22 protein-coding genes are annotated in these 25,382 nt (G+C 73.2%); 12 read left to right on the forward strand and 10 right to left on the reverse strand.

What is annotated here, in order from left to right; genetic code table 11:
• The first annotated feature begins 25 nt into the window (after positions 1 to 25).
• Positions 26 to 937 (forward strand): proline dehydrogenase family protein, encoded by a 912-nt coding sequence (locus ACGFIB_RS00625; RefSeq protein ID WP_142575554.1) that lies wholly within the window; start codon positions 26 to 28, stop codon positions 935 to 937.
• Complete coding sequence (gene pruA / locus ACGFIB_RS00630; protein ID WP_357258193.1) at positions 937 to 2,610, forward strand: L-glutamate gamma-semialdehyde dehydrogenase; 1,674 nt, start codon at positions 937 to 939, stop codon at positions 2,608 to 2,610. The genes ACGFIB_RS00625 and pruA overlap by 1 nt, the downstream gene beginning before the upstream one ends.
• 72 nt (positions 2,611 to 2,682) lie before the next feature.
• Here pruA and ACGFIB_RS00635 read toward each other — a convergent pair whose 3' ends face one another.
• Both ACGFIB_RS00635 and ACGFIB_RS00640 read right to left on the reverse strand, forming a co-directional pair.
• The gene (locus ACGFIB_RS00635) at positions 2,683 to 3,015 is read right to left on the reverse strand and encodes a putative quinol monooxygenase (protein ID WP_191050707.1); all 333 of its coding nucleotides are present in this window, start codon (positions 3,013 to 3,015) and stop codon (positions 2,683 to 2,685) included.
• A gap of 11 nt (positions 3,016 to 3,026) precedes the next feature.
• Complete coding sequence (locus ACGFIB_RS00640) at positions 3,027 to 4,013, reverse strand: serine hydrolase domain-containing protein (protein ID WP_393367580.1); 987 nt, start codon at positions 4,011 to 4,013, stop codon at positions 3,027 to 3,029.
• A gap of 125 nt (positions 4,014 to 4,138) precedes the next feature.
• On the opposite strand from ACGFIB_RS00640, the gene ACGFIB_RS00645 reads away from it, so the two are divergent.
• Entirely contained in the window at positions 4,139 to 4,765 is a 627-nt protein-coding gene (locus ACGFIB_RS00645; RefSeq protein ID WP_393367582.1) for a copper chaperone PCu(A)C, read from the forward strand.
• Here ACGFIB_RS00645 and ACGFIB_RS00650 read toward each other — a convergent pair.
• The 3 genes from ACGFIB_RS00650 to ACGFIB_RS00660 all read right to left on the reverse strand — a co-directional run bounded on the left by ACGFIB_RS00650 (position 4,748) and on the right by ACGFIB_RS00660 (position 7,859).
• Positions 4,748 to 5,809 carry a hypothetical protein gene (locus ACGFIB_RS00650; protein ID WP_393367584.1) on the reverse strand — a complete coding sequence of 354 codons (1,062 nt, stop codon included), beginning with the start codon at positions 5,807 to 5,809 and terminating at the stop codon, positions 4,748 to 4,750. The two genes, ACGFIB_RS00645 and ACGFIB_RS00650, sit on opposite strands and share 18 nt — an antisense overlap.
• A 127-nt stretch (positions 5,810 to 5,936) precedes the next feature.
• Entirely contained in the window at positions 5,937 to 7,067 is a 1,131-nt protein-coding gene (locus ACGFIB_RS00655) for a PP2C family protein-serine/threonine phosphatase (RefSeq protein ID WP_357250376.1), read from the reverse strand.
• Positions 7,068 to 7,859 (reverse strand): alpha/beta fold hydrolase, encoded by a 792-nt coding sequence (locus ACGFIB_RS00660; RefSeq protein ID WP_357250379.1) that lies wholly within the window; start codon positions 7,857 to 7,859, stop codon positions 7,068 to 7,070.
• A 34-nt stretch (positions 7,860 to 7,893) separates the two neighbouring features.
• On the opposite strand from ACGFIB_RS00660, the gene ACGFIB_RS00665 reads away from it, so the two are divergent.
• The 5 genes from ACGFIB_RS00665 to ACGFIB_RS00685 all read left to right on the forward strand — a co-directional run bounded on the left by ACGFIB_RS00665 (position 7,894) and on the right by ACGFIB_RS00685 (position 11,913).
• Positions 7,894 to 8,082, forward strand: coding sequence for a DUF4383 domain-containing protein (locus ACGFIB_RS00665; RefSeq protein WP_357250382.1), 189 nt, complete (start codon positions 7,894 to 7,896; stop codon positions 8,080 to 8,082).
• Positions 8,083 to 8,324: 242 nt separating this feature from the next.
• Positions 8,325 to 8,735, forward strand: a complete 411-nt coding sequence (locus ACGFIB_RS00670; protein ID WP_142575545.1) for a hypothetical protein — start codon at positions 8,325 to 8,327, stop codon at positions 8,733 to 8,735.
• A gap of 20 nt (positions 8,736 to 8,755) precedes the next feature.
• On the forward strand, positions 8,756 to 9,229 hold the full coding sequence (locus ACGFIB_RS00675; protein ID WP_357250385.1) for a DUF6789 family protein: 474 nt from the start codon (positions 8,756 to 8,758) through the stop codon (positions 9,227 to 9,229).
• Positions 9,226 to 10,041, forward strand: coding sequence for an SDR family NAD(P)-dependent oxidoreductase (locus ACGFIB_RS00680; RefSeq protein WP_393367587.1), 816 nt, complete (start codon positions 9,226 to 9,228; stop codon positions 10,039 to 10,041). Before ACGFIB_RS00675 ends, ACGFIB_RS00680 begins: the two co-directional genes overlap by 4 nt.
• A 402-nt stretch (positions 10,042 to 10,443) precedes the next feature.
• Positions 10,444 to 11,913: an arabinofuranosidase catalytic domain-containing protein gene (locus tag ACGFIB_RS00685; protein ID WP_357258163.1), complete on the forward strand. Its 1,470-nt coding sequence runs from the start codon at positions 10,444 to 10,446 to the stop codon at positions 11,911 to 11,913.
• A gap of 218 nt (positions 11,914 to 12,131) precedes the next feature.
• Here the strand turns inward: ACGFIB_RS00685 and ACGFIB_RS00690 are convergent, their stop codons facing one another.
• Entirely contained in the window at positions 12,132 to 12,557 is a 426-nt protein-coding gene (locus ACGFIB_RS00690) for a PPOX class F420-dependent oxidoreductase (RefSeq protein WP_393367590.1), read from the reverse strand.
• Between the two features lie 415 nt (positions 12,558 to 12,972).
• Between ACGFIB_RS00690 and ACGFIB_RS00695 the strand changes: the two genes are divergently transcribed.
• Positions 12,973 to 15,198 (forward strand): M4 family metallopeptidase, encoded by a 2,226-nt coding sequence (locus ACGFIB_RS00695; RefSeq protein ID WP_393367592.1) that lies wholly within the window; start codon positions 12,973 to 12,975, stop codon positions 15,196 to 15,198.
• A gap of 141 nt (positions 15,199 to 15,339) precedes the next feature.
• Here ACGFIB_RS00695 and ACGFIB_RS00700 read toward each other — a convergent pair whose 3' ends face one another.
• The 4 genes from ACGFIB_RS00700 to ACGFIB_RS00715 form a co-directional block, all read right to left on the reverse strand.
• Positions 15,340 to 18,282, reverse strand: a complete 2,943-nt coding sequence (locus tag ACGFIB_RS00700; protein WP_393367594.1) for a helix-turn-helix transcriptional regulator — start codon at positions 18,280 to 18,282, stop codon at positions 15,340 to 15,342.
• Between the two features lie 130 nt (positions 18,283 to 18,412).
• Positions 18,413 to 19,150, reverse strand: a complete 738-nt coding sequence (locus ACGFIB_RS00705; protein WP_393367596.1) for a lysophospholipid acyltransferase family protein — start codon at positions 19,148 to 19,150, stop codon at positions 18,413 to 18,415.
• A 197-nt stretch (positions 19,151 to 19,347) separates the two neighbouring features.
• Entirely contained in the window at positions 19,348 to 21,087 is a 1,740-nt protein-coding gene (locus ACGFIB_RS00710; RefSeq protein WP_393367598.1) for a thiamine pyrophosphate-binding protein, read from the reverse strand.
• On the reverse strand, positions 21,084 to 21,857 hold the full coding sequence (locus ACGFIB_RS00715) for a cyclase family protein (RefSeq protein ID WP_393367600.1): 774 nt from the start codon (positions 21,855 to 21,857) through the stop codon (positions 21,084 to 21,086). The genes ACGFIB_RS00710 and ACGFIB_RS00715 overlap by 4 nt, the downstream gene beginning before the upstream one ends.
• A gap of 174 nt (positions 21,858 to 22,031) precedes the next feature.
• On the opposite strand from ACGFIB_RS00715, the gene ACGFIB_RS00720 reads away from it, so the two are divergent.
• The 3 genes from ACGFIB_RS00720 to dhaL all read left to right on the forward strand — a co-directional run bounded on the left by ACGFIB_RS00720 (position 22,032) and on the right by dhaL (position 25,298).
• Positions 22,032 to 23,513: a hypothetical protein gene (locus ACGFIB_RS00720; protein WP_393367602.1), complete on the forward strand. Its 1,482-nt coding sequence runs from the start codon at positions 22,032 to 22,034 to the stop codon at positions 23,511 to 23,513.
• Positions 23,514 to 23,649: 136 nt separating this feature from the next.
• On the forward strand, positions 23,650 to 24,642 hold the full coding sequence (gene dhaK / locus ACGFIB_RS00725; protein ID WP_393367604.1) for a dihydroxyacetone kinase subunit DhaK: 993 nt from the start codon (positions 23,650 to 23,652) through the stop codon (positions 24,640 to 24,642).
• A 29-nt stretch (positions 24,643 to 24,671) separates the two neighbouring features.
• A complete protein-coding gene (gene dhaL / locus ACGFIB_RS00730; RefSeq protein WP_393367606.1) occupies positions 24,672 to 25,298 on the forward strand; it encodes a dihydroxyacetone kinase subunit DhaL in 627 nt (208 codons plus the stop codon).
• Positions 25,299 to 25,382 lie beyond the last annotated feature (84 nt).

The following is a 25,382-nucleotide window of genomic DNA, read 5'->3' on the forward strand; positions in this document are numbered from 1 at the left end:
TGACGTGCGGATTTAGCCTGAAGCCATGCTCGGTTCCCTGCTTCTCGCGGGCTCACGCAGCCCGCTCGCCCGCCGGGCCGTGTCGGGGCTCCCGCTCACGCGCAAGGTCGTCGACCGCTTCGTGGCCGGAGAGTCCGCCGCGGACGCCGTCGCCGCGACGCGCCGCCTGACCGGCTCGGGGCTGTCGGTCACCATCGATCATCTGGGCGAGGAGGTCCGGGATCCCGGGACCGCCGTCGCCGCCGCCAAGGCGTACGTCTCGTTGCTGGAGGAGCTGCGGCCGCTCGGCCTCGGCGACCGGGCCGAGGTGTCGGTCAAGCTGTCGGCCGTCGGCCAGGCCCTCGATCCCGGCATGGCCCTGGAGAACGCGCGGCAGATCTGCGCGGCGGCGCGGGAGTGCGGCGCCACGGTCACCCTGGACATGGAGGACCACACCACCGTCGACGCGACGCTCGGCGTGCTGCGCGCGCTGCGGGAGGACTTCCCGGAGACGGGCGTGGCGATCCAGGCCTACCTGTTCCGCAGCGAGGCCGACTGCCGCGACCTCGCAGGGTCGCGGGTGCGGCTGGTCAAGGGCGCCTACGCCGAGCCCGCCTCGGTGGCCTGGCAGAGCAAGGCCGAGGTCGACCGCGCGTACGTGCGGTGCCTGCGGGCGCTCATGTCGGGCACGGGCTATCCCATGGTGGCCACGCACGACGACCGGCTGATCGCGATCGCCGAGTCGCTCGCGGTGAGCGCCGGACGCGGCGCCGGCGACTACGAGTTCCAGATGCTCTACGGCATCCGGGCCGACAGGCAGGCGGCGCTGGCCGCGGCCGGGTCGCGGGTGCGGGTCTACGTCCCCTACGGCGACGACTGGTACGGCTACTTCATGCGACGCCTCGCCGAGCGCCCGGCCAACGTCGCCTTCTTCCTTCGCGCTCTGAGGGGTAAATGATGGATGCGATCACCGACGTCCCGGTGCCGGCGAACGAGCCGGTGCACGCGTACGGACCGGGCAGCGCCGAGCGCACGGCGCTGGAGACCCGGATCAAGGAGTTGTCGGGGGCGTCCCTCGACCTGACGATGACGATCGGCGGCGAGCGGCGCATGGCCGGCGGCGCTCCGATCGACGTCGTGCAGCCGCACAACCACGCCGCCGTGCTCGGCCGTACGGCCGACGCCACCGCGGCCGACCTGCGGGCGGCGGTGGACACGGCGCTGGAGGCCGCGCCGCGCTGGCGGGCCCTGCCGTTCGAGGAGCGCGCCGCGGTGTTCCTCAGGGCCGCCGAACTGCTCAGCGGCCCGTGGCGGGCCACGCTCAACGCCGCCACCATCCTCGGCCAGTCGAAGTCGGCGCAGCAGGCCGAGATCGACGCCGCGTGCGAGCTGATCGACTTCTTCCGGTTCAACGTCGCCTACGCCCGGCGGCTGCTCGCCGAGCAGCCGCAGTCGGCGCCGGGCGTGTGGAACCGCATGGAGTATCGGCCGCTGGAGGGCTTCGTCCTGGCGATCACGCCGTTCAACTTCACCTCCATCGCGGCCAACCTGCCGGCGGCGGCGGCGCTGATGGGCAACGTCGTGGTGTGGAAGCCGTCGCCGACGCAGCAGTTCTCGGCGCACTTCACCATGCGGCTGCTGGAGGCGGCCGGGCTGCCGCCCGGTGTGATCAACATGGTCACCGGCAACGGCGGCGCCGTCTCCGAGGTCGCGCTCCCCCACCCCGAGCTGGCCGGGATCCACTTCACCGGTTCGACGGCCACGTTCCAGCACCTGTGGCGCACCGTCGGCGAGAACATCGCGGGCTACCGCGGCTACCCGCGGCTCGTCGGCGAGACCGGCGGCAAGGACTTCATCCTGGCCCACCCGTCCGCGGAGCCCGGGACGCTGGCGACCGCGCTGCTGCGGGGCGCGTTCGAATACCAGGGCCAGAAGTGCTCGGCGGCCTCCCGGGCGTACGTGCCGCGCTCGCTGTGGACCCGGATGCGCGACGACTTCGTCTCGGCGGCCGAGTCGCTCACCGTGGGCGACGTGTCGGGCGACCTGTCCACGTTCATGGGCGCGGTGATCGACGCGCGGGCCTTCGCCAAGCACAGGGAGGCGATCGACCGGGCGCGGTCGGCCGACTCGACCGAGGTGCTCACCGGCTCCTACGACGACTCGACCGGCTACTTCGTGCGGCCGACCGTGCTGGAGTGCGCCGACCCCGCCGACGAGGTCTTCGTGAAGGAGTACTTCGGCCCGATCCTCGCCGTCCACGTCTACGACGACACCGCGTACGACGCCGTGCTGGACCAGATGGAGGGCGTCGCACCGTACGCGCTGACCGGGTCGATCATCGCGCAGGACCGGTACGCGATCGACGACGCCACCGAGCGGCTGCGCTTCGCGGCGGGCAACTTCTACGTCAACGACAAGCCGACCGGCGCGGTCGTCGGGCAGCAGCCGTTCGGCGGCGCCCGCGCCTCGGGCACCAACGACAAGGCCGGCTCGATCTTCAACCTGATCCGCTGGGTCAACGCCCGCACGATCAAGGAGACCTTCGTGCCCCCGGTCGTGAGCGGGCCGTACAAGGGCGACGTGCCGCAGGGCGGCTGGCAGCAGCCCGACCTCGGCGACCTCGGCTACTGACGGACCCCGATGCCCTCGGAAGACGAGACTTCCGAGGGCATCGCCGGGACGCCTGCGGATTCTGAGCGAGTTTCAGTCTCCGGCGGGGACGGCCATCTCGCCGAGGAGGGACCAGTCGTCCTGCGGGACCGTGACGTTGACGATTCTCGGGGTCTCGGCGAGGTGGGGCGGCAGCGTCCGACGGGCGGTCCGGAAGTGGTCCGACCCGACGTGCGCCGCTCCGGCCTCGTCGTCCCGGAACGCCTCGACGAGGACGTATTCGGCCGGGTCGTCGAGGCCGCGCGACCAGTCGAACCACAGGCAGCCCGGCTCCGCGCGGGTCGCCTCGGTGAACTCACGGGTGATCTCCGGCCACTGGTCGGCGTACTGCGGCAGCACCCGGAACTTCGCGGTGATGAAAATCATCTGGCCTCTCCTCACGTCATGGTGGGCAGGACGACATCCTCCAGGACCGCCCTCGGCGCCGTGTCCTGGTCCGGCCCGTTGTAGTCGCCGCCGGTGACGGCCACGACGAGGCCGAGATCGGCCAGCAGGAACAGCCGCTGGCCGCCGTTGCCCATGGCCGCCGCCCGCCCGTCCCGGCCCGCGTACCACATGTACCCGTAGGAGACGTCCTCCCAGGCGGGCACACGTGGGCGCAGCATCTCCCCTGTCCAGCCGGGGGCGACCTCGCCGTCCAGCACCGCCTGCCCGATCCTGGCCAGGCCGCGCGGCGTCAGGCGCAGGCCGGAGGCGGCCAGAGCGGTCCCGTCGGCGCCGGCCGACCATTCGAAGGCTCCGGCGCCGAGCGGCTCGAACAGCGCCCTGCGGGCGAACTCCTGAAGGCGCAGGCCCGTGCCCCTCTCCACGATCGCGCCGACGAGGGCCGCGGCGCCGCCGCTGTAGCGCCACCGCTCGCCCGGCTCCTCCACGAACGGGCGCTCCAGCACCCAGCGGCAGCGGTCCGGCGCCAGCTCCATCGCGATCTCGCTGTTCGCCGGGCTGGTGTAGGGCGCGCTCTCGTCCCACTCCAGGCCCATCGTCATCGTCAGCGCGTGGGCGATCGTCAGCCCGGCCCGGCGGGGATCGGCCGCCAGGTCGGCGTACTCGGGGAAGACCGACAGGATCGGCGCGCCGGGGTCCGGCACCACGCCGGACTCCAGCGCCAGGCCGTACAGCAGCGCCACCAGGCTCTTGGTGACCGAGCGCACATCGTGGAGCGTGTCCGGTCCGAAGTCCACGTGGCCGAGCGGGGTGTTCAGCACGTAGTCCTCGCCGCCGCCGTACCACTCGAGGACGACGTGGCCGTGCCGGGCCACCACGACGCCGTGCAGGGCCGGCGCCCCGCCCCGCCGTACGAGGGCGTCCAGCCGGAGAGGCAGGTCCGGCGCGAACCCGGCCTTCTCCGGGGAGATCGACTGCATGCGTTTCCTCCGCTTTCCTCGGTGATTGCCCCTTGCCCAAAGGCTCGCATTATTTCCCGGTCGTAAGCGACTGCCAGAGGGGGTACCGAGCCCGAAAGAGGCCCTCCGAGCGAGCCGAGGTCGACATGCGCAGCATCCTGGCGGCTCTATGCATCGCGGCCGCGACCGTCACCGCCTGCGGCGACATCAAGCAGGACTACTACACCCAGACGATGCCCCAGAACGAGGGGGCGAACGTGAACCTGCCCGGCCTGCTGCTCCGCAACGCCTTCATCATCGGCTCGCAGCAGCCCGCCCCGGCGGGGACCGACATGCCGATGTACATGATGCTGCTCAACGAGAGCGGCCGCACCGACCGCCTGCTGTCGGTGGACACCGGGGGCGTGTTCCGGGAGACCCGCCTGCCCGCCGGCGGCCTGGAGATCCCCGGCGGGAAGTACGTCGGCGGGACGGCCCTCCCTCAGGTGCTGCTCGCCGGCCTCACCCGCCCGCTGCGCAGCGGTGGCACGATCCCCGTGACGTTCCGGTTCCAGAACGCGGGAACGACCCGGGTCGACGTCCCGGTCCTGCCGCCCGGAACGTGGAGGAGCACCTACTCCCCCTGGCCGAGCCCGTCACCGAGCCCATCGCCGAGCCCGTCGCCGAGCCTGTCACTGAGCCCATCGCCGACCGCGTCGCCGAGCGCGTCGCCGGTTGCTTCGCCCGGCTCACCGCCGGCCGTCTCGCCGAGCCCGTCACCCACCGGGAGCTGACCCGTCCCGGATCTCGGGGTTCGCGTCCATGATCTCCTCGGCGACCGCGCGCAGGCGGGGCAGGTACGCGGTCACCTCGCTCGCCCTGTGCCGCAGGTCGTCCGGCGACCCGGCGCCCAGGTCGGCCGCCAGGTCCGCGAACCCGGCGAGGTGGCCCGTCTCCCCCGGCGCGTCCGCGGCGAGGATCTTCAGGCACCGGGCGTACGTCGCGGCGATCCAGAAGACGGCCTCGCGGTGCAGTCCCCGCGCGACGAGGTCGGCGCCGCCGTCCACCGCCACCGGCCGGGCCGCCTCGGTGACGTCGGCGGAGAAGGGGAACGGCGTGCGGGCCGCGGCCGCTGCCGCGTCGAAGGCCCTCGTCATCGCGGCGAGGTGGGCGGTGACCCGCTCGCGGGTCAGGTGCGCGCAGCCGAGCAGGCCGAGCAGCTCCTCGTAGACGTCCGTCCGGCGGTATGCCCGCAGGAGTTCGCGGACGGCCGGGTAGCGCAGCCGCACGGTGGGGTTGCGCAGCCCTGCGGCGAGGAGCACGTGGGTCGTGACGCCGGCCGGGAACAGCCAGGCGGTGACCTGGTCGTGGAACGGCCTGCGGGGATCGAGCGCCGCGAGCCCGCCGGTGATACGACGCTCGGCGTCCTCGCACCGCAGGCGCACCCAGCGCCGTTCGGCGAAGCCCGCCGCGACGGCGGCCTGGAGCCGGGCCAGCCGCCCGGTGGGGTCGGCGATCACCGTGTCGGTGCGGAAGGCGCCGGCCAGGTGGCAGGAGGCCAGCACGTCGTCCGCCGAGGCGAGCCCGTCCCAGGACACGTACGTGACCTCGACGAGCACTCCCTCCCAGGGGACCTTGCCGAGCTTGGGCGGCGGGGCGGAATCGGTGACCACGACCGCCACGTCGACGTCCGACGTGGGCGGCAGCATCGCGTCCGGATCGGCCCAGGCCGCCGACCCGGTGAGGTAGGCCCCGGCGAAGTTCGCGGCGGACGCGGCCTCACGGGCGACCCAGTGGGCCGCCGCGGCCCGCGCGTCCCGGACCCGTGTCCCTCGCATGATCCATCAGTGAACCACAGGGACGAAGACGGCTCATGGCTCGGCTCGCCCGATGCGCCGGTGAGAGCGCCACCGTCGTCGGGCCGTGGTGCAGGCGGCCGGCGGCACGGCGCGGCGTGCGGCGCGATCAGGCGGGGATCTTGAGCACGACGACGGCGATGTCGTCGCGGGGCAGCCCGGACTGGAAGGCGACGGCCTCGTTGACGACCGCCTCGGCGATCCCCGCCGCCCCCATGGCGCGGGAGGCGCCGAGCAGGCGCCGCAGCCGCTCCTCGCCGTACAGTTCCTCGTCCCTGCGTCCCTCGACGACGCCGTCGGTGTAGAAGAGGACCGCGTCGCCGGGGGCGAGATCGACGTCGACGTCGGTCAGCCTGACCCTGGGCAGCAGCCCGAGGACGTTGCCCGGCCGCCCGATCTCGCCGACCGCGTCCCCGCGGGCCCGCAGCGGGTGCGGGTGACCGGCCAGGCAGACGGTGAGCCGGAAGTGATGGCCGGCGGGCGCGAGCCGGCCGTACACGGCCGTCAGGAACCGGCCCGCCCGCTCGCTCAGCAGGGTCCGGTTGAGCGCGGACAGCACCGCCGACGGGCTCGGCTCCCGGATCGCCGCGGCCCGCAGCGTGTAGCGGGCCAGACTGGTGACGACGGCGGCCTCCACGCCCTTGCCGCACACGTCGCCGAGGGCGAGCTCCCAGCCGTCCACGGTCTCGTACATGTCGTAGAAGTCGCCGCCCACCTGGTCGCCGCGCCCGGCGGGCCGGAATGCCCCGGCGACCTGGAGCCCCGGGATCTCCGGCAGGGCCGGGGGGATGAAGCTGCGCTGCAGGGTGCGGGCCAGCTCGCGCGCCTCCGCCTCCGACCGCTCGGCGTGCTGGCGGGCGCGCAGCAGCTCGCGCTCGTACTCCCGCCGGTCCGTCGCGGCGAAGACGCAGAAGCGGATGACCCCCGGGTCGTCCCGCATCACCGCGTTGAGCAGCACCGGCAGCCGGGTGCCGTCGGCGCGGCGCACGTCGACCGCGATCTCGCGGACGACCGACTGCATCGCGAGCAGCGGGGCGAAGTGGGTCTCGTAGAAGATGCGGTCGCCGACGGCCAGCAGGTTCTGGATCCGCATGCCGCCGGTCAGCTCACCGGGGTCGTACCCGGTGAGCTCCAGCAGCGTCCGGTTGACCCGGACGATCGTCCCGTCGGGCAGCGTGGACAGGTATCCGCAGGGCGCGTGTTCGTAGAGCTCCTCGAAGTCGTCCTCGACGCCGCGCACCTACAGGAACGCCCTGATCGCGGAGACGGTCTCCTCGGGCGCGCTCAGGTTGGGGCAGTGCCCGGTCGCCCGCATCAGCACGAGCTCGCTGCCGGGGATGTGCTTGTGCACGAACGTGCCGACCTCGACCGGGGCGATCACGTCCTCGGAGCACTGCAGGATCAGGCAGCGCACCGGCACCCGCGACAGGTCGGCCCGGTTGTCCGACATGAACGTCACCGTCGCGAACCGCTTGGCGATGTCCGGGTCAGTGCGGCAGAAGCTGTTGGTCAGCTCGGCCCCCAGCTCGGGGCGCTCCGGGTTACCCATGATCACCGGGGCCATGGCGCCGGACCAGCCGAGGTAGTTGCTGTCGAGCGACTCCAGCAGTTCCTCGATGTCGGCCGCGGTGAAGCCGCCGACGTAGCCCTCGTCGTCGATGTAGCGGGGCGAGGGCCCGACCATCACCAGCGCACCGAAGCGCGCCGGCTCCCTGATCGCCGCCAGCGCGCCGATCATCGCGCTCACCGAATGACCCACGAAGACCGCGTCGGTCAGGTCGAGCTCGGCGCAGATATCCAGGATGTCCTGCGCGTACCCCTGGAGAGAGGAGTACCGCTCGGGCGAGTAGGCCGACAGGTCGGAGTCACCGGAGCCCACGTAGTCGAACAGGACGACCCGGTGGTCGTCCTCGAATGCGGGAGCGACCAGCCGCCACATGTTCTGGTCGCACCCGAACCCGTGGGCGAAGACCATCGGGCGGCCGTCCGGCCGGCCGGTGATTCGCACATTGTTCCGCACCATCACACTCATGACGCGCAAGCGTACAAACCAATCCCAATGACAGGTGATTTCGGGGCGCGGCGGCGCCGTCTACATGGTGCTGTGGCTGTACGGCCTGCTGGTGGGGCACGACAGCGCGGCCAACTTCGTCCCGGTCAACAACGCCGACAACTGGCTGCACCTGTTCCTCGGCCTCGGGATGATCGCCCTCGGCTTCCTGCTGTCCCGCAGGACGGTCGCCGACAGGGTGTGACCCAGCACGGACTGACGTCCGTCCGCCGCCGTACGGCGGGCGGTCGCCGGAGCCCCGGCCCTCCCCCGGCCGGGGCTTCGCGACGCGAGGCCCTGTTTGATCCCGACCGAGGGGGTATGGCGGCATTCGCGCGCTCGGTCCCGGCGGGACGTCGCCGGGGCCGGAGCCGCGGCGACCGGGGCCCGGGGAAACGGGCCCACCGGCCGGACCCATCGACGACCGAGGCGCCGGGAGGGGTAGCGATGACCGACGACACCACCGCGGGCAAGCCGGAACGCTTCACGTTCGACTTCGATCCCAGATTCGCCCCCCTGCTGTCCGTCCTGGGCATCCGCCCGGACACCGCCGGGGTGCTGGTCGGCCCCGGCACACTGCGGGTCCGCTTCGGGCCCTGGGTGACCGAGACCCCGCTGGCCAATGTCTCCGGCGTCGAGACGACCGGCCCCTACTCGCCGTTCCGGGCGATCGGGGTCCACGTGTCGCTCGCCGACCGCGGGCTGACGTTCGCCACCAGCGCCCGCAAGGGGCTGTGCGTGCGGTTCCACGAGCCGATCCGGGGCGGCGAGCCGCTCGGGCTGCTGCGCCACCCCGGCCTGACCGTGACGGTCGCCGACCCCGCGGGACTCGCCGAGAAGCTCTCTCGGCGCCTGTAGAAGCTCCTGGAGGAAATCCTTTGATCCGCCGACTCGTACGCGGCGCGGCCGCCGGAACGCTGTCCACCCTCACGATGAGCGCGGTGATGCTCGCCGGCCAGAAGAGCGGCCTGATGCCGGGCCAGCCGCCCAAGCACATCGTGAGGGCGGCCCTGCCGGGCCGGCGGCACCGGCCCAAACGCGGTGAGAACGTCCTCGGGGCCGCCGCGCACCTGGGTTTCGGCGCCGGCTGCGGCGCGGCGTTCGCGCTGCTCACCCGCGGGCGCGGCTCCGGCGTCCCCCTCGGGGTGGGCTACGCCCTGCTGATCTGGCTCGGCGCCTACCAGGGCTGGGTGCCCGCGCTGAACATCCTGCCGCCCGTCTCGCGCGACCCCGCGCGCGGCCGCCCGGTCGTCATGGCCGCGGCCCACGTGGTGTACGGCGCCACGCTGGCCCTCGCGGTCCGCGCCATGCGCGGGGCGGACGGACGACACGACGAGAAGGAGGAGAGATGACGACGACGGAACGGCCGCTGGCCCTCGTGACCGGCGCCTCCAGCGGCATCGGGTATGAGCTCGCCAGGCAGTTCGCCCAGCACGGCTTCGACGTGGTGGTCACGGCGGAGGACGCGGAGCTGGACGCCGCCGCCGGGTCGCTGAGGGAGTACGGCGGGCAGGTCACGCCGGTGCGCGCCGACCTCACCCGGTATGACGAGGTCGAGCGGCTGTGGACCGCGACCGTCGCGGCCGGACGGCCCGTCGACGCCGTGGCGGTCAACGCGGGCGTCGGCGTGGGCGGCGCCTTCGCCCATGGGACCTCGCTGGAGGCCGAGCTCAAGCTCATCGAGCTCAACGTCACGTCCTCGGTGCACCTGGTCAAGCGCGCCGTCGCCGCCATGACCACCCGCGGCAAGGGGAAGATCCTGTTCACGTCGTCGGTCGCCGCGCTCACGCCCGGGCCGTTCGAGGCCGTGTACGCCGCGAGCAAGGCGTTCCTCCACTCGTTCGCCGAGGCACTGCGGGGCGAGCTGAAGGACTCCGGCGTCACCGTCACCTCGCTCCTGCCGGGCCCGACGGACACCGAGTTCTTCGAGCGGGCCGGCATGGAGGACACACGGGTGGGATCGGGCAAGAAGGACGACCCGGCCGAGGTCGCCCGGCAGGGCTTCGACGCGCTGATGAAGGGCGACGACAAGGTCGTCGCCGGGTCCTTCATGAACAAGGTCCAGGGCTTGGCGGGCCGGGTCACCCCGGACACGGCCAAGGCCGCCCTGCACCGCCGCATGGCCGAACCCGGCAAGGGCGACACGTCCGAGAAGGACGCGTAGGCGCAATCCGGACCCGCGCCTCGCCTCCCCGGGAAGGCGGCGGCGAGGCCGGGCCGGCGGCACGCACCAGTCGATCACCGACGCCACCGGCATCCCGCGCACAGCCGCCGGACGGCGGTGCGGTGAGGCGGGGACGGCTCACCACGCGAATGAAAGTTTCACGTCTCGTCGCAACGGTGCGAGCACGCCACAGCAAGTGCCCAGGCGGGACGCCGACGGCACCCGGCCGTCCGAGACAGCGGCCCACGTCCTTGACGCCGGGACCTTCATTGCATTGACTCCGCACTACCGTCAACCCTGAATCGCTGTCGGACGGCACTTGATGTTAACGCTAACATCAGCTGGCCAGGCCTCGCCGTATCGGCGCCGTCCGCTCATGATTCATGATCGAGAGAAGAAGGCATGAAGGTTTTCGGAAGCCTGAAAAGGGCCCTGGCGGCCGGGGCGAGCGGGTTGGTCGCCGCCGCGTGCCTGGTGGGCGGTGGTGTCGGCGGTGGTACGGCCCAAGCCGCGGCGTCGCAGCCGTGTGACATCTACGCCGCGGGCGGGACGCCGTGTGTGGCGGCGCACAGCACGACCCGTGCGCTGTACGGCTCCTACAACGGCCCGCTCTATCAGGTCCGGCGCGCCTCGGACAACGCCACCCGCGACATCGGCGTGCTGAGCGCGGGCGGGGTGGCCAACGCGGCCACGCAGGACTCGTTCTGCGCCGGCACGACGTGCCTCATCACGATCATCTACGACCAGTCCGGCCGCAACAACCGCCTCACCCAGGCGCCGCCCGGCTACTGGAAGGGCCCGGCCGCCGGCGGATGGGACAACCTCGCCGACGCCACCGCGGCCCCGATCACCATCGGCGGTCAGAAGGCGTACGGCGTCCGGGTGGAGCCCGGCACCGGCTACCGCAACAACAACACCAACGGCGTCGCGACCGGCGACCAGCCCGAGGGCATCTACGCCGTCGTCGACGGCACGCACTACAACCAGTGGTGCTGCTTCGACTACGGCAACGCGCAGACGGACGGCCAGGCCGACGCCCCCGCCATCATGGAGACCGTCTACTTCGGCGCCGACAAGCAGTGGGGCTACGGGGCCGGAGCCGGTCCCTGGATCATGGCCGACCTGGAGTGGGGACTGTTCTCCGGGGTGAACGCGGGCTACAACAACCTCGCGTCGATCAACCACCGTTTCGTCACGGCCATGGTCAAGGGCGAGCCGAACCACTGGGCGATCCGGGGCGCGGACGCGCAGTCGGGCGGCCTGACGACCTACTTCGACGGACGACGCCCCAACGGCTACAACCCGATGAAGAAGGAAGGCGCCATCCTGCTCGGCATCGGCGGCGACAACAGCGTCTCCGGCCGCGGCACCTTCTTCGAGGGCGTGTTGACCTCCGGCTATCCGACCGCCGCCACCGAGGACGCCGTACAGGCGAACATCGCCGCCGCCGGCTACGCGCCGGCGGGCGGCGGCAACCCGCAGCAGGGCGTCCAGATCGTGGGCGGCCAGTCCGGCCGGTGCGTCGACGTGCCGAACTCCAGCACCGCCAACGGCACCCAGGTGCAGTTGTGGGACTGCTGGAGCGGCACCAACCAGCGGTTCACCTACACCTCGGGCAAGAGCCTCCAGGTGTACGGCAACAAGTGCCTGGACGCCTACGGGCAGGGCACCGCCAACGGCACCCAGGTGATCATCTGGGACTGCAACGGCCAGACCAACCAGCAGTGGAACGTCAACTCCAACGGCACGATCACCGGCGTGCAGTCCGGGCTGTGCCTGGACGCCAACGCGGCCGGCACGGCCAACGGCACGAAGCTCATCCTCTGGGCCTGCAACGGCGGCAACAACCAGAAGTGGAGCCTCCGCAGCTGATCCTGACCAGCTGGTTCCAAGCATGAGGGCGATCGGATGAGACGCCCTGGGCGGAGGTCCGGACATCTGGGCGGGGCCACGGCTTCCCCGGACCGGGCTTCCGCCCAGGACGACCAGCAGGTCGCCGTCGCGGAGCCGTCCTGTTCGCGCGCCACGGCGGGAGACGGCTCAGGAGGCGACGGCTTCGTACAGGAGCTTGGGCGACACCCCCGGCATCCTCAGTCGGCGACGTCCTTGAACGCGACGACCTTGCCGGCGCGCAGCCGCACGAGCAACTCCCCGGGGCCGCCGTTGCGCCGGCCGTACTCCTCGGCCCGGTCCTCCCCCATGTAGCGCCCGCCGAGCACCGTCGCCCAGTGGCGCACCTCGGCGAGGTCGTCCGACAGGGTCGCCTCTCCCTCGATCATCACGTACGAGTACGGCGGGGCCTGGTCGTCGACGCACAGGGTCGCCCGGGGATCGCGGCGCAGCGCCTTGGCCTTCACTCCGCTCTCGTGGGTGGTGAACACCACGTCGTCCCCGTCGAGGGCGAACCAGATCGGCGTCACGTGCGGCCGCCCGTCCGCCCTGGTGACGGCGAGTTTGCCGGTCCTGGTGCCACCCATCGCGAACTCGCGCCACTCCGCCTCGGTCATCCTGCCCATGGCGTCGAACCTAGCGCTGCCCGCCTGTGCGGCCGGTCTCCTCTCCCCCACGTGGTGGCCGTTTTCTTACGCCCTACGCACAAAGCCCGTCGCTTTTCCGTAGATGTACGGATATCGCTACGGATGTTCGCGTCCGGATCGTCGTTCTAGCGTCGCGCACGGGCCGGTTTTCCCCGGCCGGGTCGGCGAAACGAGGAGTCCCGTGACGTAGAGCTCCCCTCTTTTCTCCCAGCAGTCTCGCCATGGGAGAGACGCCTCCGCTCGTGCCTACCGGAGCGGAAAGCACCATCCATTTCTCTCATCACCCCCCAAATCCCACTATGTCCGCCGCCAGGGCTGATCTCCCGGAGGCGTGACCGCCGGCGCCCGCCCACAAGGCGGAGGCCACGTGGGAGGCAGAGAAAGGAAGACGCCCATGAGGCGCACAGCACTGCTCGCGGCGGCCGCCGCGCTGGCCGTGACCGGTGTGGTGGCACCCGCCACCGACGCCGCCGCCAAGCCCCCGCCCGGCAGCGAGAGCGCGGTCAGGTCCATCGCCGACGACCCTGCGCAGCGGGCCGCGGCCGCCGCCGACCAGGCCGTCGCGAGCGGCCTGGACGACCTGCGCGTGTCCCCCGGCGAGACCTACCGGCGCACCGCCGTCACGCCGGCCGCCGGCATGTACTACGTCACCTACGAGCGCGCGTACAAGGGGCTGCCCATCGTGGGCGGCGACGCGGTCGTGGTCACCGACGCGGGCGGGCGCGTACGCGACACCGAGGCGGCCTCCGGCGCCCTTCCCCTGGGCGTGCCGACTCAACCGGCGGTCACCGCCGAGGCCGCCACCTCGACGGCGACGACCGTGCTGTCCCGGGTCGACGACAGCGCGGCCCCGCGCCTGGTGGTCCTGACCTGGGGCGGCGCACCGCGCCTGGCCTGGGAGGCGGTGGTCTCCGGCATCGCCGACAGCAGACCGAGCATCCAGCACGTCTTCGTCGACGCGACCACCGGTGAGATCGCCGACTCCTACGACCAGGTGAAGGCGGGCACCGGCAACGGCTACTACTACGGCACGGTCACCATCAACACCAGCGGCTCCGGCACCTCGTACTCGATGACCGACTCCACCCGCAGCGGCGTCAGGTGCGGCGGGCAGAACGGCTCGGCCTACACCGGTTCCGACGACTCCTGGGGCACCGGCGGCGGAACCAGCCTGGAGACCGCCTGCGTGGACGCGCTCTACAGCGTCCAGCGCGAGTGGGACATGCTGCACGACTGGCTCGGCCGCAACGGAATCAACGGCAGCGGCGGCGGCTTCCCCGCCCGCGTGGGCCTGAACGACGTCAACGCGTACTGGAACGGCAGCTACACCAACTTCGGCCACTCGCAGGACAACGCCCGCCAGGCAACCCCGATCGACGTCGTGGCGCACGAGTTCGGCCACGCCGTCTTCCAGACCACGCCCGGCGGGGCCGGGTCCGGCAACGAGAACGGCGGCCTGAACGAGGCCACGGGCGACATCTTCGGCTCGCTCACCGAGGCGTACGCCAACAACCCGAACGACCCGCCGGACTACCAGGTGGGCGAGGAGGTCAACCTCGTCGGCGACGGGCCGATCCGCTACATGTACAACCCGTCCCTCGCCGGCGACCCCAACTGCTATTCCTCCTCGATCCCGAGTACGGAGGTCCACTCCGCGGCCGGCCCGCTCAACCACTGGTTCTACCTGCTCGCCGAGGGCTCCTCGCCGGGCGGCGGCAAGCCGAACAGCCCGATCTGCTCGGGCGGTCCCTCCTCGGTGACCGGCGTCGGCATCCAGAAGGCCGGCAAGATCTACCTGGGCGCGCTGCAGCGCAAGACCTCGACCTGGAAGTACGTCAACGTCAGGACCGCGTCGCTGGCGGCGGCGGTCGAGCTGTACGGCGCGAGCAGCGCCGAGTGCGCGGCCACCAAGGCGGCCTGGAACGCGGTCGGCGTGCCGGCGCAGTCGGGCGAGGCGAGCTGCAGCTCGTCGGGCAACGACTTCTCGCTGTCGCTCAGCCCCACCGCGAGCACGGTGACGCCCGGCCAGTCGGCCACCGCCACGGTCGCGACGTCGACCACCTCGGGAAGCGCGCAGACGGTGAGCCTCAGCGCCTCCGGGCTCCCGTCCGGGGCGACCGCGAGCTTCAGCCCGTCGTCGGTGAGCTCGGGCGGCTCCTCCACCCTGACGGTCTCCACCAGCGCGTCCACGCCCTCGGGGACGTACACGGTCACCGTCACCGGCAGCGGCTCCTCGGGCAGCCACACCGCGTCGTACACGCTGACGGTGTCGGGCACCTCGGGCGGGCGCACGTTCACCAACGGCACCAACTACACGATCAACGACCTGACCACCATCACCAGCCCGATCACCTCGACCGCCACGGGGACGGCGGTCTCCCCGGTGCAGCTGAGCATCACGATCTCGCACACCTGCGCCGGTGACCTGCGGATCAGGCTCCAGGGCCCGAACGGCACCTGGTACACGGTCAAGTCCAGCGGCGGGAGCTGCGGCTCCTTCGGCACCAGGACCTACTCCGTCCCGGTCACCCAGACGGCGGCGGGCACCTGGACCCTGGAGGTCCGTGACCAGTACACCTACGACACCGGCTACCTCGACTCGTGGACCATCACGGTCTGAGCGACGGCGGCGCAGCCCCCGGGACCGCACGGTCCCGGGGGTTCCCGCGTCCTGGGGGTTCCGCGTCCTGGGGGTCTCCGCGTCCCGCGTCTGTGCGTCCCGGAGTTCCCGCGTCTCGCGTCTCCGCGTCCCGGGGACCGGTCAGGCGGGCGGTGCGATCTGGGTCCGCGACCGCACGCCGAGTTTGCGCAGCACGGTGGCGACGTGGGTCTCGACCGTGCGCGTGGACAGGAAGAGCACATCGGCGATCTCGCGGTTGGTCCGGCCGAGCGCGACGAGCCTGGCGACCTCCCGCTCCCGCTGCGACAGCGCGCCGGCGCCCCGCCGCCCGCCGCGCGGGAGCGGGACGTCCACTCCGATGTCGCGCAGCACCCGCCTGCACCGGGCGGCGTCGTGCGTGGCGCCGAGCCGGCCGTACTGCTCCGCGGCCTCCCGGTAGACGACGGCCGCGGCGCCGTCTCCCAGGGCGAGCCGGGACCGCGCCTCCCCCTCGGCCGACCGCGCCGCCGCGTAGGGCTGGGGCAGGGCGGCGTACGCCTCGCGGGCCCGGGCGAAGAAGGCGGCGGCGTCGGCAAGCCCCGGCCCGGCGGCGGCGGCGAGCGCGCCTCGGGCGGCGTCGAGCGCGGCGTGCGCGGCGGGCGCCACCCGGCCCGCGATCCCGGCGGCGTACTCGTCCACCAGCTCCGCCGCCGCCCCCATGCGCCCGGCCCGGGCGAACGCGACGACGGCCGACGGGACCAGGCTCGCGCCCCACACCCACACGCCCTTGCGGCGCAGCCGGGTGACCGCCCGCTCGGCCTCCGCGGCGGCCTCGTCCACCGCCCCCCGGGCGAGGTGCAGATCGACGAGCCCTCCAGCGGCGGCCGTCACGACCGGGGCGTTGCGGGCCTCCGGCGCGTCCAGGCCCGCGCGGTGGAACTGCCTGACCGCCTCCTCCCACTCGCCCGTGGCCAGGGCGAGCAGCCCGAGCACCAGCCACAGGTCCACCGCGATCAGCGGCGTCTCCGTGGCCGACTCCCCCAGGGACGCCGCCCGGTCGCGCAGGCCGTCCCACCGCCCGGTGAGCCACTCCCTGCGGATCGCGGAGGCGTCGAGAAGAAAGGCCGGATACTGTGCGCCGGTCTCCAGGGCGAGCCGCCGCCCTTCCCGGGCGAACCGCTCGGCCGCCGCGTAGAGCCCCACGGTCGTCGCCGAGTCGTGCAGGTTGCAGTACGCCCTGGCGACCTCCCGCCGTACCCCGGCGCGCGGGTCCTCGGCCGGAAGCCGGGCGGCGACGTCGAACGCGCCGGGAGAGCCGGTCGTCATCTCGAAGGAGGCCCGGTTGGCCAGGACCGCGGCCGACAGCTCCGGGTTGTCTGCGGTGGCGACGAGCGCCTCCGCACGGGCCATCCACTCCGCGTGCTCCGCCAGCGACTCGGCGCCCCACTCGGGCATCGCCATGCTGGCCCAGCCGCGGGCGGCCAGCGTCGGCCGGTCGTTCAGCTCGGCGAGGGCGGCCATGATCTCCGGCCGCCCCGCGGCGGCGTCACCCGCCTGGTTGGACAGGACGACGCCGAGGTTGAGCCGCACCTCGCCCCGCACGTCGCGGGAGAGGAAGTCGCCCCGCAGCACCTGGCGCAGCAGCCGCACCACCCGCTGATGCGACAGGCCCGTCGCCGCGAAGCGGCTCAGCATCAGCACCAGCGGGCCCCGGTCGCGCGCCGGCAGGTCGGGGTCGTCGAGCATGCCCTCGACCACCTCCACGGCCAGTGCGGTGTCTCCCAGCGCGGCGGCCTGCTGGGCGGCGGCGGTCCCGTGGCGCACCCAGCAGTCGGTGTCGCCGGCCTGCCGGGCGTGGAAGGCCAGCTGCACCAGCGGCGGCGCGTCCGTCGTGGCGAGCGCGGCCATCGCCCGCACGTGCGCCGACCGGCGTTCGGGGCCGGGGATGGCGGCGTAGACGGCCTGCTGGGCCAGCGCGTGGCGGAAGCCGTAACGGCCGCCGGGGTGCTCGTGCAGGACACCGGCCCGCAGCGCCTCAGCCAGCCCGGCAGACTCCAGCCCCGCAGAGCCCGGCCCCGCAGACCCCGGCCCGGCGGGGCCCGATCCGGCGGAGTTCTGCCCGGCGGAGTCCGGCCCGGCGTGACTCGGCGCGGCCGGATCGCCGCCGACCACGTTGATCAACTGCTCACCCGCGGGGAGCCGCAGCACCGCCGCCGCCCGGACCGCTCTGGCCGCCTCCGGAGACAGACCGGCCATCCGCTCGGCCATCGCCTCGCGCAGCAGCAGCGGAACGCCGGCCCGGTCGACGGCACGGTCGAGCGCGTCCGGGTCGTCCGCGCCGGGCAGCGAGGCGGGCAGGGATCGGACCAGCTCCTCCACCACGAACGGGATGCCCGCCGTGCGCTCGTGCAGCCGCGTGACGAACCCGGCAGACAGGTCGGACCGCTCCAGCAGCGCACCGGCCAGACTGGCCACGCCGGACGCGTCCAGCGGCGCCAGCCGCACGACCACGTTGGCCGTGTCCGGCTGGTGCCGGTAGGCCCGGCCGAGCGGCGGGCCTGCGACGCCGTCCCGGCGGCACGTCGCGACCACCGCCAGCCCCTGCGGCGGCTGCCCGGTCAGGAAGCGCAGCAGGTCGAGCGTGCCGTCGTCGGCCCAGTGCAGGTCCTCGACGACGAGCACGGCCGGTCCGACGGCCGCCAGCAGGGCCCGTATCGCGCGGAAGACCCGGTGGCGTTCGGCCCGCGGGTCGTCGAGAGGCTGCGGCGACGGCGGCAGCGCGCCGGCCAGTTCGGGCAGGTGGGCGCGGAGCGCGCCGGTGACCGGGTTGAGCCGGTGCGCCGCCGGGAGCCGTCCCCTGATGTCCCGCAGCGCCTCGAAGACCGGCCCGTACGGGAAGGGCTCGCGGATCTGGTGGCAGTAGCCGAGCAGGACGGCCCGGTCGCCGGACGGCAGGCGGTCGAGCGCGGCGCGGACGAGCCGGGTCTTGCCGATGCCCGCCTCGCCCTCCACCAGCACGACCGCCGGTGGACGGGTCACCGCGTCGATGAGAGCCCGCAGCTCAGTGGCGCGTCCGACCAGCGGGGGCGGGGGAACGATGCTCATCCACGGCTCCAAGGTGACGGGTTGCGAGTCCCCCGGGCTCAGCCACGGCTCAGTTATCCCCGCCCCTTGACCGCCGGTCAACCCTCCGGCGTAACGGCCGTGTTGCGGAACCGGACAGACGTCCTGAGCCCTACTCCCGGCGGGGCCGGGAGGCGGCGTCCAGCGCGTCGGCCTCCTCCGGCGTGGGCGCGGTGCCGCCGAGGTGGGCCGGCTGCCACCACACGCCCCGCCGCTGGTCGGGGTAGGTCCGCTGGGCCTCGTCGAGCAGGTCCGCCATCCGCCGCCGAAGATCACCGGTCAGCGAGGCGATGTCGTCGCCCGGGCCCGCGAGCATCGGCTCGCCGACCAGGATCGTGATCGGGACGTGCCGCTGCAGCAGCTTGCGCGGCCGGCCCTTGGTCCACAGCCGCTGGCCACCCCACAGGGCGACCGGGATCACGGGCACCCCGGCGTCGGCCGCCATCCGGACGGGGCCGCTCTTGATCTCCTTGACCGTGAACGACCTGCTGATCGTCGCCTCGGCGAAGTTGCCGATGATCTCACCGTCCTTGAGGGCCCGTACGGCGGCGTCGTAGGCTCCCGCCCCGGCCGACCGGTCCACCGGGATGTGGTGCATGCCCCGCATCAGCGGGCCCGACACCGGGTGGTCGAAGACCTCCTTCTTCGCCATGAACCGGACCAGCCGCCCGGCGGGGAGGGCGGCGAAGCCGGCGAAGACGAAGTCGAGGTAGCTGACGTGGTTGCTCACCAGGACCGCGCCGCCGCTGCGAGGTATCCGCTCCGTGCCCTCCAGGCGGAACCTCAGGTCGAGCAGTTTGAAGGCGGTCAGCGCGGTCCGCAGGACCGGCGGGTACACGAGCTCAGCCATGTCTGAAACCGTAACCTACTCGCCCGTAACTTATCCGGGCCGAAGGTCCTCTTTCTGCCCGGATCCGCTTGGGGTCCACAGCGAGCCCGTAGCGAGTCAGCGCCGGGCGCCGCTTCGGGTCAGTGCCAGTGCGTGCCGGGTGCGTGCCGAGTCCGTGCTGGGTTCCGTGCCGGGTCAGGGCCGGGTTCCGTGCCGGATCAGTGGCCGCGGAACGCCTCCTCCAGCCACCACGACGGCCGGTCGGCGGTGACCTTCGCGTGGACGAGCAGGGGTCTGTCGCGCGGCCCCTTCAGCCACTCGGCGACCCCCGACAGGTCCTCCTCCCGCCGTACGGTCACCGCCTCGAAGCCGAAGCCCCGCGCGATCCCCGCGATGTCGGCGGGCGGGAAGGTGACCGCGCCGAGCGGGAACCCGTGCGGGCCGAAATGGTGGACCTCCGCGCCGTACCCGTCGTCGTCGTAGACCACGACCACCATCGGCAGGCCGAGCCGTACGACCGTCTCCAGTTCGGCGACGCCCATCAGGGCCCCGCCGTCACCGAGGGCGGCGACCGCGAGCCGGTCGGGCCGTGCGACGGCCGCGCCGATCGCGGTGGCCAGGCCGAGCCCGATCGACTGGTACGCCTGGGTGAAGCAGAACGCGCCGCCGTCCGGGACCGTGAGGAACATCGACGGATATCCCATGAAGTTCCCCGAGTCGACGGCCACCAGCCGCTCCTGCGGGAGCAGGTCGTCGAGCCCGATGGTCAGCGTGCGGGGATCGATGCGTCCTTCCGTGCCCAGGTCCTCGTAGGGCACGTCGCGCCAGCGCCCCTCGCGGGCGATGCGCCCGGCGATCTCCGGAGTGCGGTAACCGCGCGGCCCCGCCTCGCCCCCCGCGCCCGGTTCGCCGAGCAGGGCGGCGACCGCCCGCGCGGTCTCGCGTACGTCGCCGACCACGCCGAGGTCGATCTCGCGGTGCACGCCCAGCGCGTCGGGGTCGAGGTCCACCTGGACGACCCTGGTCTCCGGCCCGATCAGCGCGCCGTGCCGGGTGGTCCACATGGTGAACGAGCAGCCCCAGCCGACGACGAGGTCGGCGCCGCGGATCAGCTCGGCCGCGAGCGGGGTGGCGAAGCCGCCGCTCACGTCGAGATCCCAGGGGCTGCCGTGGAAGTGGCCCTTGGCGACCGCCGAGGTGGCGAACAGCGCCCCCACCCGCTCGCCGAGTGCCTCCAGCTCCCGCCGCGCGCCCCGGGCTCCCCGGCCGGCCACGAAGACCGGCCGCTCCGCTTCGGCCAGCATCCGCGCCAACCGCGGCAGCTCGTCGGACGTGAGTCCCTCCGGCTCCTCCTCGGCCGCCGACTCGACGGGAAACGTCAGCCCCCACGCCGCCGGCACGCGGCTCGCCACGTCGCGGTGCGCGCCGCCCCGGCCGGCCAGCAGTTCGCGTACGGCCTCGCCGGCCTCGTCGGGCAGCGTCTCGGCCTGCACGTCCAGGGGCAGGTTGAGCACCACCGTACGGCGCCCGAGCAGGGCGGCGAGGAACGCCATCACGGTGTCGTCCACGACCGTGGCGGCCGAGCCGACCCTGGCGCAGTGCGCGCCCACGGCCTCGGCGAGCGCCGTCTGGTCGATCCTGAAGTTGGAGGTGGGCGAGGTCACCTCCGGGGCGAGCACGAGCAGCGGGGTGCGGCTCTTGGCCGCCTCGGTGATACCGGTCAGCGCGTTGGTCAGGCCGGGCCCCTGGTGGACGGTGAGCACGGCGACCTCGCCGCTCATCCGGGCGTAGGCGTCGGCCATCGTGGCGGCCCCGCCCTCGTGCCGCGCCGCGACGTACCGCACGCCGTGCTCGACGAGGGCGTTGGTGACGTGGAAGTTGCCGCTGCCGACGACGCCGAAGGCCGCCCGTACGCCGAGGGCGGCGAGGACCGCGCCGACCGCCTCCGCGACGTTCACCGCTCCACCAGCGCGAGCACGCGGACCGGGCTGCCCGAGCCGCCGACGATCGGCAGCGGACCGGCGATCACCACCGCGCCGGTCGGCGGCAGCCGGTCGAGGTTGCGCAACTGGGTCAGGCCGTACTTCCCGGCGCCGAGGAGATAGGAGTGGCAGGGGAAGGCGGGGTCGAAGGAGTGGGCCGCGCCCGCGTCGGTGCCGACGGTCTCCGTCCCGATGCCCGCGATCGGCGTCTCCTCGGCGAGGTAGCGGGCGCAGGCGGGCGACATGCCCGGCGTGTGCGGCCCCGTCTCGTCGGCGTTCAGGAACTCCGCCTGGTCGTGGGCGCGCACGTCCCAGCCGGTGCGATACAGCAGCCAGCCGCCGTCGGGCAGCGGCCCGTGCTCGGCCTCCCACGCCTTGACGTGGTCGACCTCCAGCAGGAAGTCGGGGTCGGCGGCCGACTGCGCGCTGAAGTCGAGCACCACGGCGGGGGCGATCAGCTTGGCGGGAGCGACCTGCGACACGTCCTCGCCGTCGCGCCCTGTCACCCAGTGGACGGGCGCGTCGAAGTGCGTGCCGGTGTGCTCGCCGGTGGTGAAGTTGTTCCAGTACCAGGCCGTGCCCCGGTCGTCGTACCGGCTGATCTCCTGCATCGAGAACGGCACCGTCTGCCCGAACGGCTCGGGCAGCAGCAGGATCGGCGTCGTGTCGCTCAGCGGTGCGGTGAGGTCGAGCACCTCGATCCCGCCGCCCCGGATGCCGTCCACCAGATCCCGCAACACCGACATCAACGCCTCCTTGATTCACGCCCCTGCGATACTCCTACACCCTCCCCCCGGAACGCCATATCCCCGGCCCGTGCAACGCCCGTGCAACGCCCGTGCAACGCCCGCGCCCCGGCCCGCGATGAACCGTACGCCGGGTTGATCATCAGGGGGCGCGGGGAGGACGGGATGGCGCGGATGACCGATCGGAGCCGGGTGACGGCCGGGGCGTGGCTCGGTCACCCCGCGACGCTGAGCGCGATCGCCGTGCTCCTCGTCAACGACCACCTGCTCAAGCGCCTGTGGCCGGGCGTGGTCACCGGCAAGCTGAGCGACGTCGCGGGCATGCTGGTCGCCCCGCCGCTGCTGGCGCTCGTCGCGACCCTCGCCGTACAGCGCCCCGCCGCGCCCGCCCCGGGCGGCGCCGCCGTCGCCCCCGGGGAGGCGGGCAGGCGGGCCGCGCTGGCGGCGATCGCGCTGACCGGCGCGGTCTTCGCCCTCGTGAAGACCACGCCGGTCGGAGCGCGGGCGGCCGCCGACATCTGGGCGCTGTTCACCCCCTCCGCCGGCGTTGTCGCGGACCCGACCGACCTGCTCGCCCTGCCCGCCCTCGGTCTCGCCTGGGTCGTCCGGCGGCACGCCGTACGACCGTCCTCCCTTCCGGGCCGTTCCGCACGCCGCGCCCGGCTGCTGGTCGCCCTGCCCGCGGCGGTTTTCGCGGTCACCGCCACCGCCGCGGCTCCGATCCCTCCGTCCGCCTTGCACGTGGAGGCGCACGACGCGGTGATCGTCGTGTACCTCGGCTACGGCCCGGACGGGCTCGCCACGAGCGACCAGGGCCGGTCGTGGCATCGCTGGACCAGCCCGCCGTCCGAGAAATCGTCGCGGACATCCTGTGTCCCCGGCGAGCCGAGGCGCTGTTACCGAGTGGCCCCGCCACTGCTCAGGGTCGAGCAGTCCGACGACGCGGGAGCCACCTGGACGACGGCCTGGGAGATCTCCCCCAGCCGGCAGCGCTACCTGAACCGGATCTACGCCCCTTACGCGAGTAGCGACACGGCGCGGTCCGTGGCCGTGACGGTCCTGCCCGCGCCCCGGGGGCACCTCGTCGCCGTGGCGAACGGCCGCGACGGCGTGGCGCTGCGCGACGTCTCCGGGCGATGGCACCGGCTGGGTCTGCGGGGATACGACGACCTGTCGGAGCAGGCGGCCACTCCCCTCTTCGACGCGGGCGAGCACATCGAGGCGGAGACGGGGACGGCCTACCTCACCGCGCTCACCGTGCTGCTGGCCGCGCTGGCGTTCGCCGGGGGCTGGCGGAGGTCGCCGCTCGGGTTCGTGGCCGCCGGGTACGTCACCTGGGGGGGCCTCTACATGACGGTGAAGGGCCCGCCGGGCATCTTCGGGCTGCCGTTCACGATCCTGGGCGCGCTCCTCGTGATGGGCGGGAGCGTCGGGCTGGCCGCCGCCGTCGTCTACTCCAGTACGCGGGGACTGAGCTCGATCATCGCGGCGCCGCTGACCTTCGCCGCGATCTACCTGCCGTTCCGTGGCTGGAGCGCCGGGTGGCCCGACGACTACGGCACCGCCGTGCTGCTGGCGGTCGTGCTGTGCTGTCCGGCCGTCGCCCTCGGCGTGCATCTCGCGATCCGGGCCCGTGGCGGCTACCGCCGCGGGTGAGCCGGGACCGGCTGCCGGCCTCCTTCATCGGGGAGTTCGCGGGCGGCCTGGTCGGGGCACTCGCCTACACGGCGCTTGCGGCCTCGCGAGGAAGGACGAAGCTGGAGAGCACGACCACGGCAGTAGGGACCGCATCATGAAAAAGCTCATCAACAGTGTCGATTCCGTCGTCACCGACGCACTGCGCGGCCTCGCCGCGGCACACCCCTCGCTCCGCGTCGATATCGAGAACAAGGTCGTCTTCCGCGCCGACGCCCCCCGGCCGGGCAAGGTCGGCCTGGTCTCCGGCGGCGGTTCCGGACACGAACCGCTGCACGCCGGGTTCGTGGGCTACGGCATGCTCGACGCGGCCTGCCCCGGAGAGGTCTTCACCTCCCCCGTCCCCGACCAGCTCATCGAGGCCGCCAAGGGCGTGGACGGCGGCGCCGGCGTGCTGCACATCGTGAAGAACTACACGGGCGACGTGCTGAACTTCGAGATGGCGGCCGAGCTCAGCGGCGACGAGGGCGTCGAGGTGGCGACCGTGCTCGTCAACGACGACGTGGCGGTGCAGGACTCCCTGTTCACCGCGGGCCGCCGGGGCACCGGCGCCACGCTGTTCGTCGAGAAGATCGCCGGCGCGCTGGCCGAGACCGGCGCGCCCCTGGCCGAGGTGGCGCGGGTCGCCCGGGAGGTCAACGAGCGCAGCCGCTCGTTCGGCGTGGCGCTGACGCCCGGCACGGTCCCGGCCGCGGGCAAGCCCACCTTCGAGCTGAGCGACACGGAAATCGAGCTCGGCATCGGCATCCACGGCGAGCCCGGCCGGACCCGGGCCCCGATGCGCGAGGCCCGCGAGATCGCGCGTACCGCCATGGACGCGATCGACGCCGACCTGCCGCTGTCCGGCGAGACGCTCGTCATGGTCAACGGCATGGGCGGGACCCCGCTCATCGAGCTGTACATCGTCTTCGCCGAGGTGGAGGCGTACCTGCGGGACAAGGGCGCGACGGCCGTGCGCAGCCTGGTCGGCAACTACGTGACCAGCCTCGACATGCAAGGCTTCTCGGTGACGACGTGCTCGCTGACCGGCGAGCTCACCCGGCTCTGGGACGCGCCGGTGGAGACACCGGCGCTGCGCTGGGGCCGCTGACCGCCATCCGAGACCTCTGGAGTCCCCTCGTGAACACCCAGTTCTTCGCCGCCTGGATCGAGGAGATCGCCGCCGCCGTGCGGGCGTGGCGCGACCACCTCACCCAACTGGACGCCGCGATCGGCGACGCCGACCACGGCGCCAACCTCGACCGCGGGTTCACCGCCGCGCGGGAGGCGCTGGCCGGCGCCTCCCCGCAGACCCCGGGCGCGCTCCTCGTCCTCGTCGGCTCCACGCTCATCCGCAAGGTCGGCGGCGCCTCGGGCCCCCTGTACGGCACCGCCTTCCGCGAGATGGGCAAGGCGTTCGGCGAGGCAGCCGAGATCTCGCCGGCCGAGCTGAGCGCGGGCCTGAACGCGGCCCTGGCCGGCGTCCAGCGCCTCGGCGCCGCGGCCGAGGGCGACAAGACCATGGTCGACGCCCTCGCCCCGGCCGCCGAGGCGCTGGCCCAGGCCGTTCGGGTCGGGCTGAAGCCCGAGGAGGCGCTGGAGGCCGCGGCCGCCGCGGCCGAGCAGGGCGCCGGGGCGACGATCCCGTTGCAGGCCCGCAAGGGGCGGGCCAGCTACCTGGGGCCGCGCAGCGTCGGGCACGAGGATCCCGGCGCCGCCTCGACGGCTCTGCTGTTCGGCGCGCTGAAGGCCGCCGCCTCCCGATGACCGCGAGCCCCGGCCGGGCCGCGCGGAGCCCGGGCCGGTGACGAGCGCCATGCGCTCCACCGACCGGATCACTTTTCGACCATG

It is taken from the genome of Microbispora bryophytorum (genome assembly GCF_043197435.1).
Lineage (GTDB): Bacteria > Actinomycetota > Actinomycetes > Streptosporangiales > Streptosporangiaceae > Microbispora > Microbispora bryophytorum.

Bases quoted from the DNA above. Each gene is read 5' to 3' on its own strand.
- ACGFIB_RS00625 (WP_142575554.1), top strand. From the start codon at position 26: ATGCTCGGTTCCCTGCTTCTCGCGGGCTCACGCAGCCCGCTCGCCCGC.
- pruA (WP_357258193.1), top strand. From the start codon at position 937: ATGGATGCGATCACCGACGTCCCGGTGCCGGCGAACGAGCCGGTGCAC.
- ACGFIB_RS00635 (WP_191050707.1), bottom strand. From the start codon at position 3,015: ATGATTTTCATCACCGCGAAGTTCCGGGTGCTGCCGCAGTACGCCGAC.
- ACGFIB_RS00640 (WP_393367580.1), bottom strand. From the start codon at position 4,013: ATGCAGTCGATCTCCCCGGAGAAGGCCGGGTTCGCGCCGGACCTGCCT.
- ACGFIB_RS00645 (WP_393367582.1), top strand. From the start codon at position 4,139: ATGCGCAGCATCCTGGCGGCTCTATGCATCGCGGCCGCGACCGTCACC.
- ACGFIB_RS00650 (WP_393367584.1), bottom strand. From the start codon at position 5,809: ATGCGAGGGACACGGGTCCGGGACGCGCGGGCCGCGGCGGCCCACTGG.
- ACGFIB_RS00660 (WP_357250379.1), bottom strand. From the start codon at position 7,859: ATGAGTGTGATGGTGCGGAACAATGTGCGAATCACCGGCCGGCCGGAC.
- ACGFIB_RS00670 (WP_142575545.1), top strand. From the start codon at position 8,325: ATGACCGACGACACCACCGCGGGCAAGCCGGAACGCTTCACGTTCGAC.
- ACGFIB_RS00680 (WP_393367587.1), top strand. From the start codon at position 9,226: ATGACGACGACGGAACGGCCGCTGGCCCTCGTGACCGGCGCCTCCAGC.
- ACGFIB_RS00685 (WP_357258163.1), top strand. From the start codon at position 10,444: ATGAAGGTTTTCGGAAGCCTGAAAAGGGCCCTGGCGGCCGGGGCGAGC.
- ACGFIB_RS00690 (WP_393367590.1), bottom strand. From the start codon at position 12,557: ATGGGCAGGATGACCGAGGCGGAGTGGCGCGAGTTCGCGATGGGTGGC.
- ACGFIB_RS00695 (WP_393367592.1), top strand. From the start codon at position 12,973: ATGAGGCGCACAGCACTGCTCGCGGCGGCCGCCGCGCTGGCCGTGACC.
- ACGFIB_RS00700 (WP_393367594.1), bottom strand. From the start codon at position 18,282: ATGAGCATCGTTCCCCCGCCCCCGCTGGTCGGACGCGCCACTGAGCTG.
- ACGFIB_RS00705 (WP_393367596.1), bottom strand. From the start codon at position 19,150: ATGGCTGAGCTCGTGTACCCGCCGGTCCTGCGGACCGCGCTGACCGCC.
- ACGFIB_RS00715 (WP_393367600.1), bottom strand. From the start codon at position 21,857: ATGTCGGTGTTGCGGGATCTGGTGGACGGCATCCGGGGCGGCGGGATC.
- ACGFIB_RS00720 (WP_393367602.1), top strand. From the start codon at position 22,032: ATGACCGATCGGAGCCGGGTGACGGCCGGGGCGTGGCTCGGTCACCCC.
- dhaK (WP_393367604.1), top strand. From the start codon at position 23,650: ATGAAAAAGCTCATCAACAGTGTCGATTCCGTCGTCACCGACGCACTG.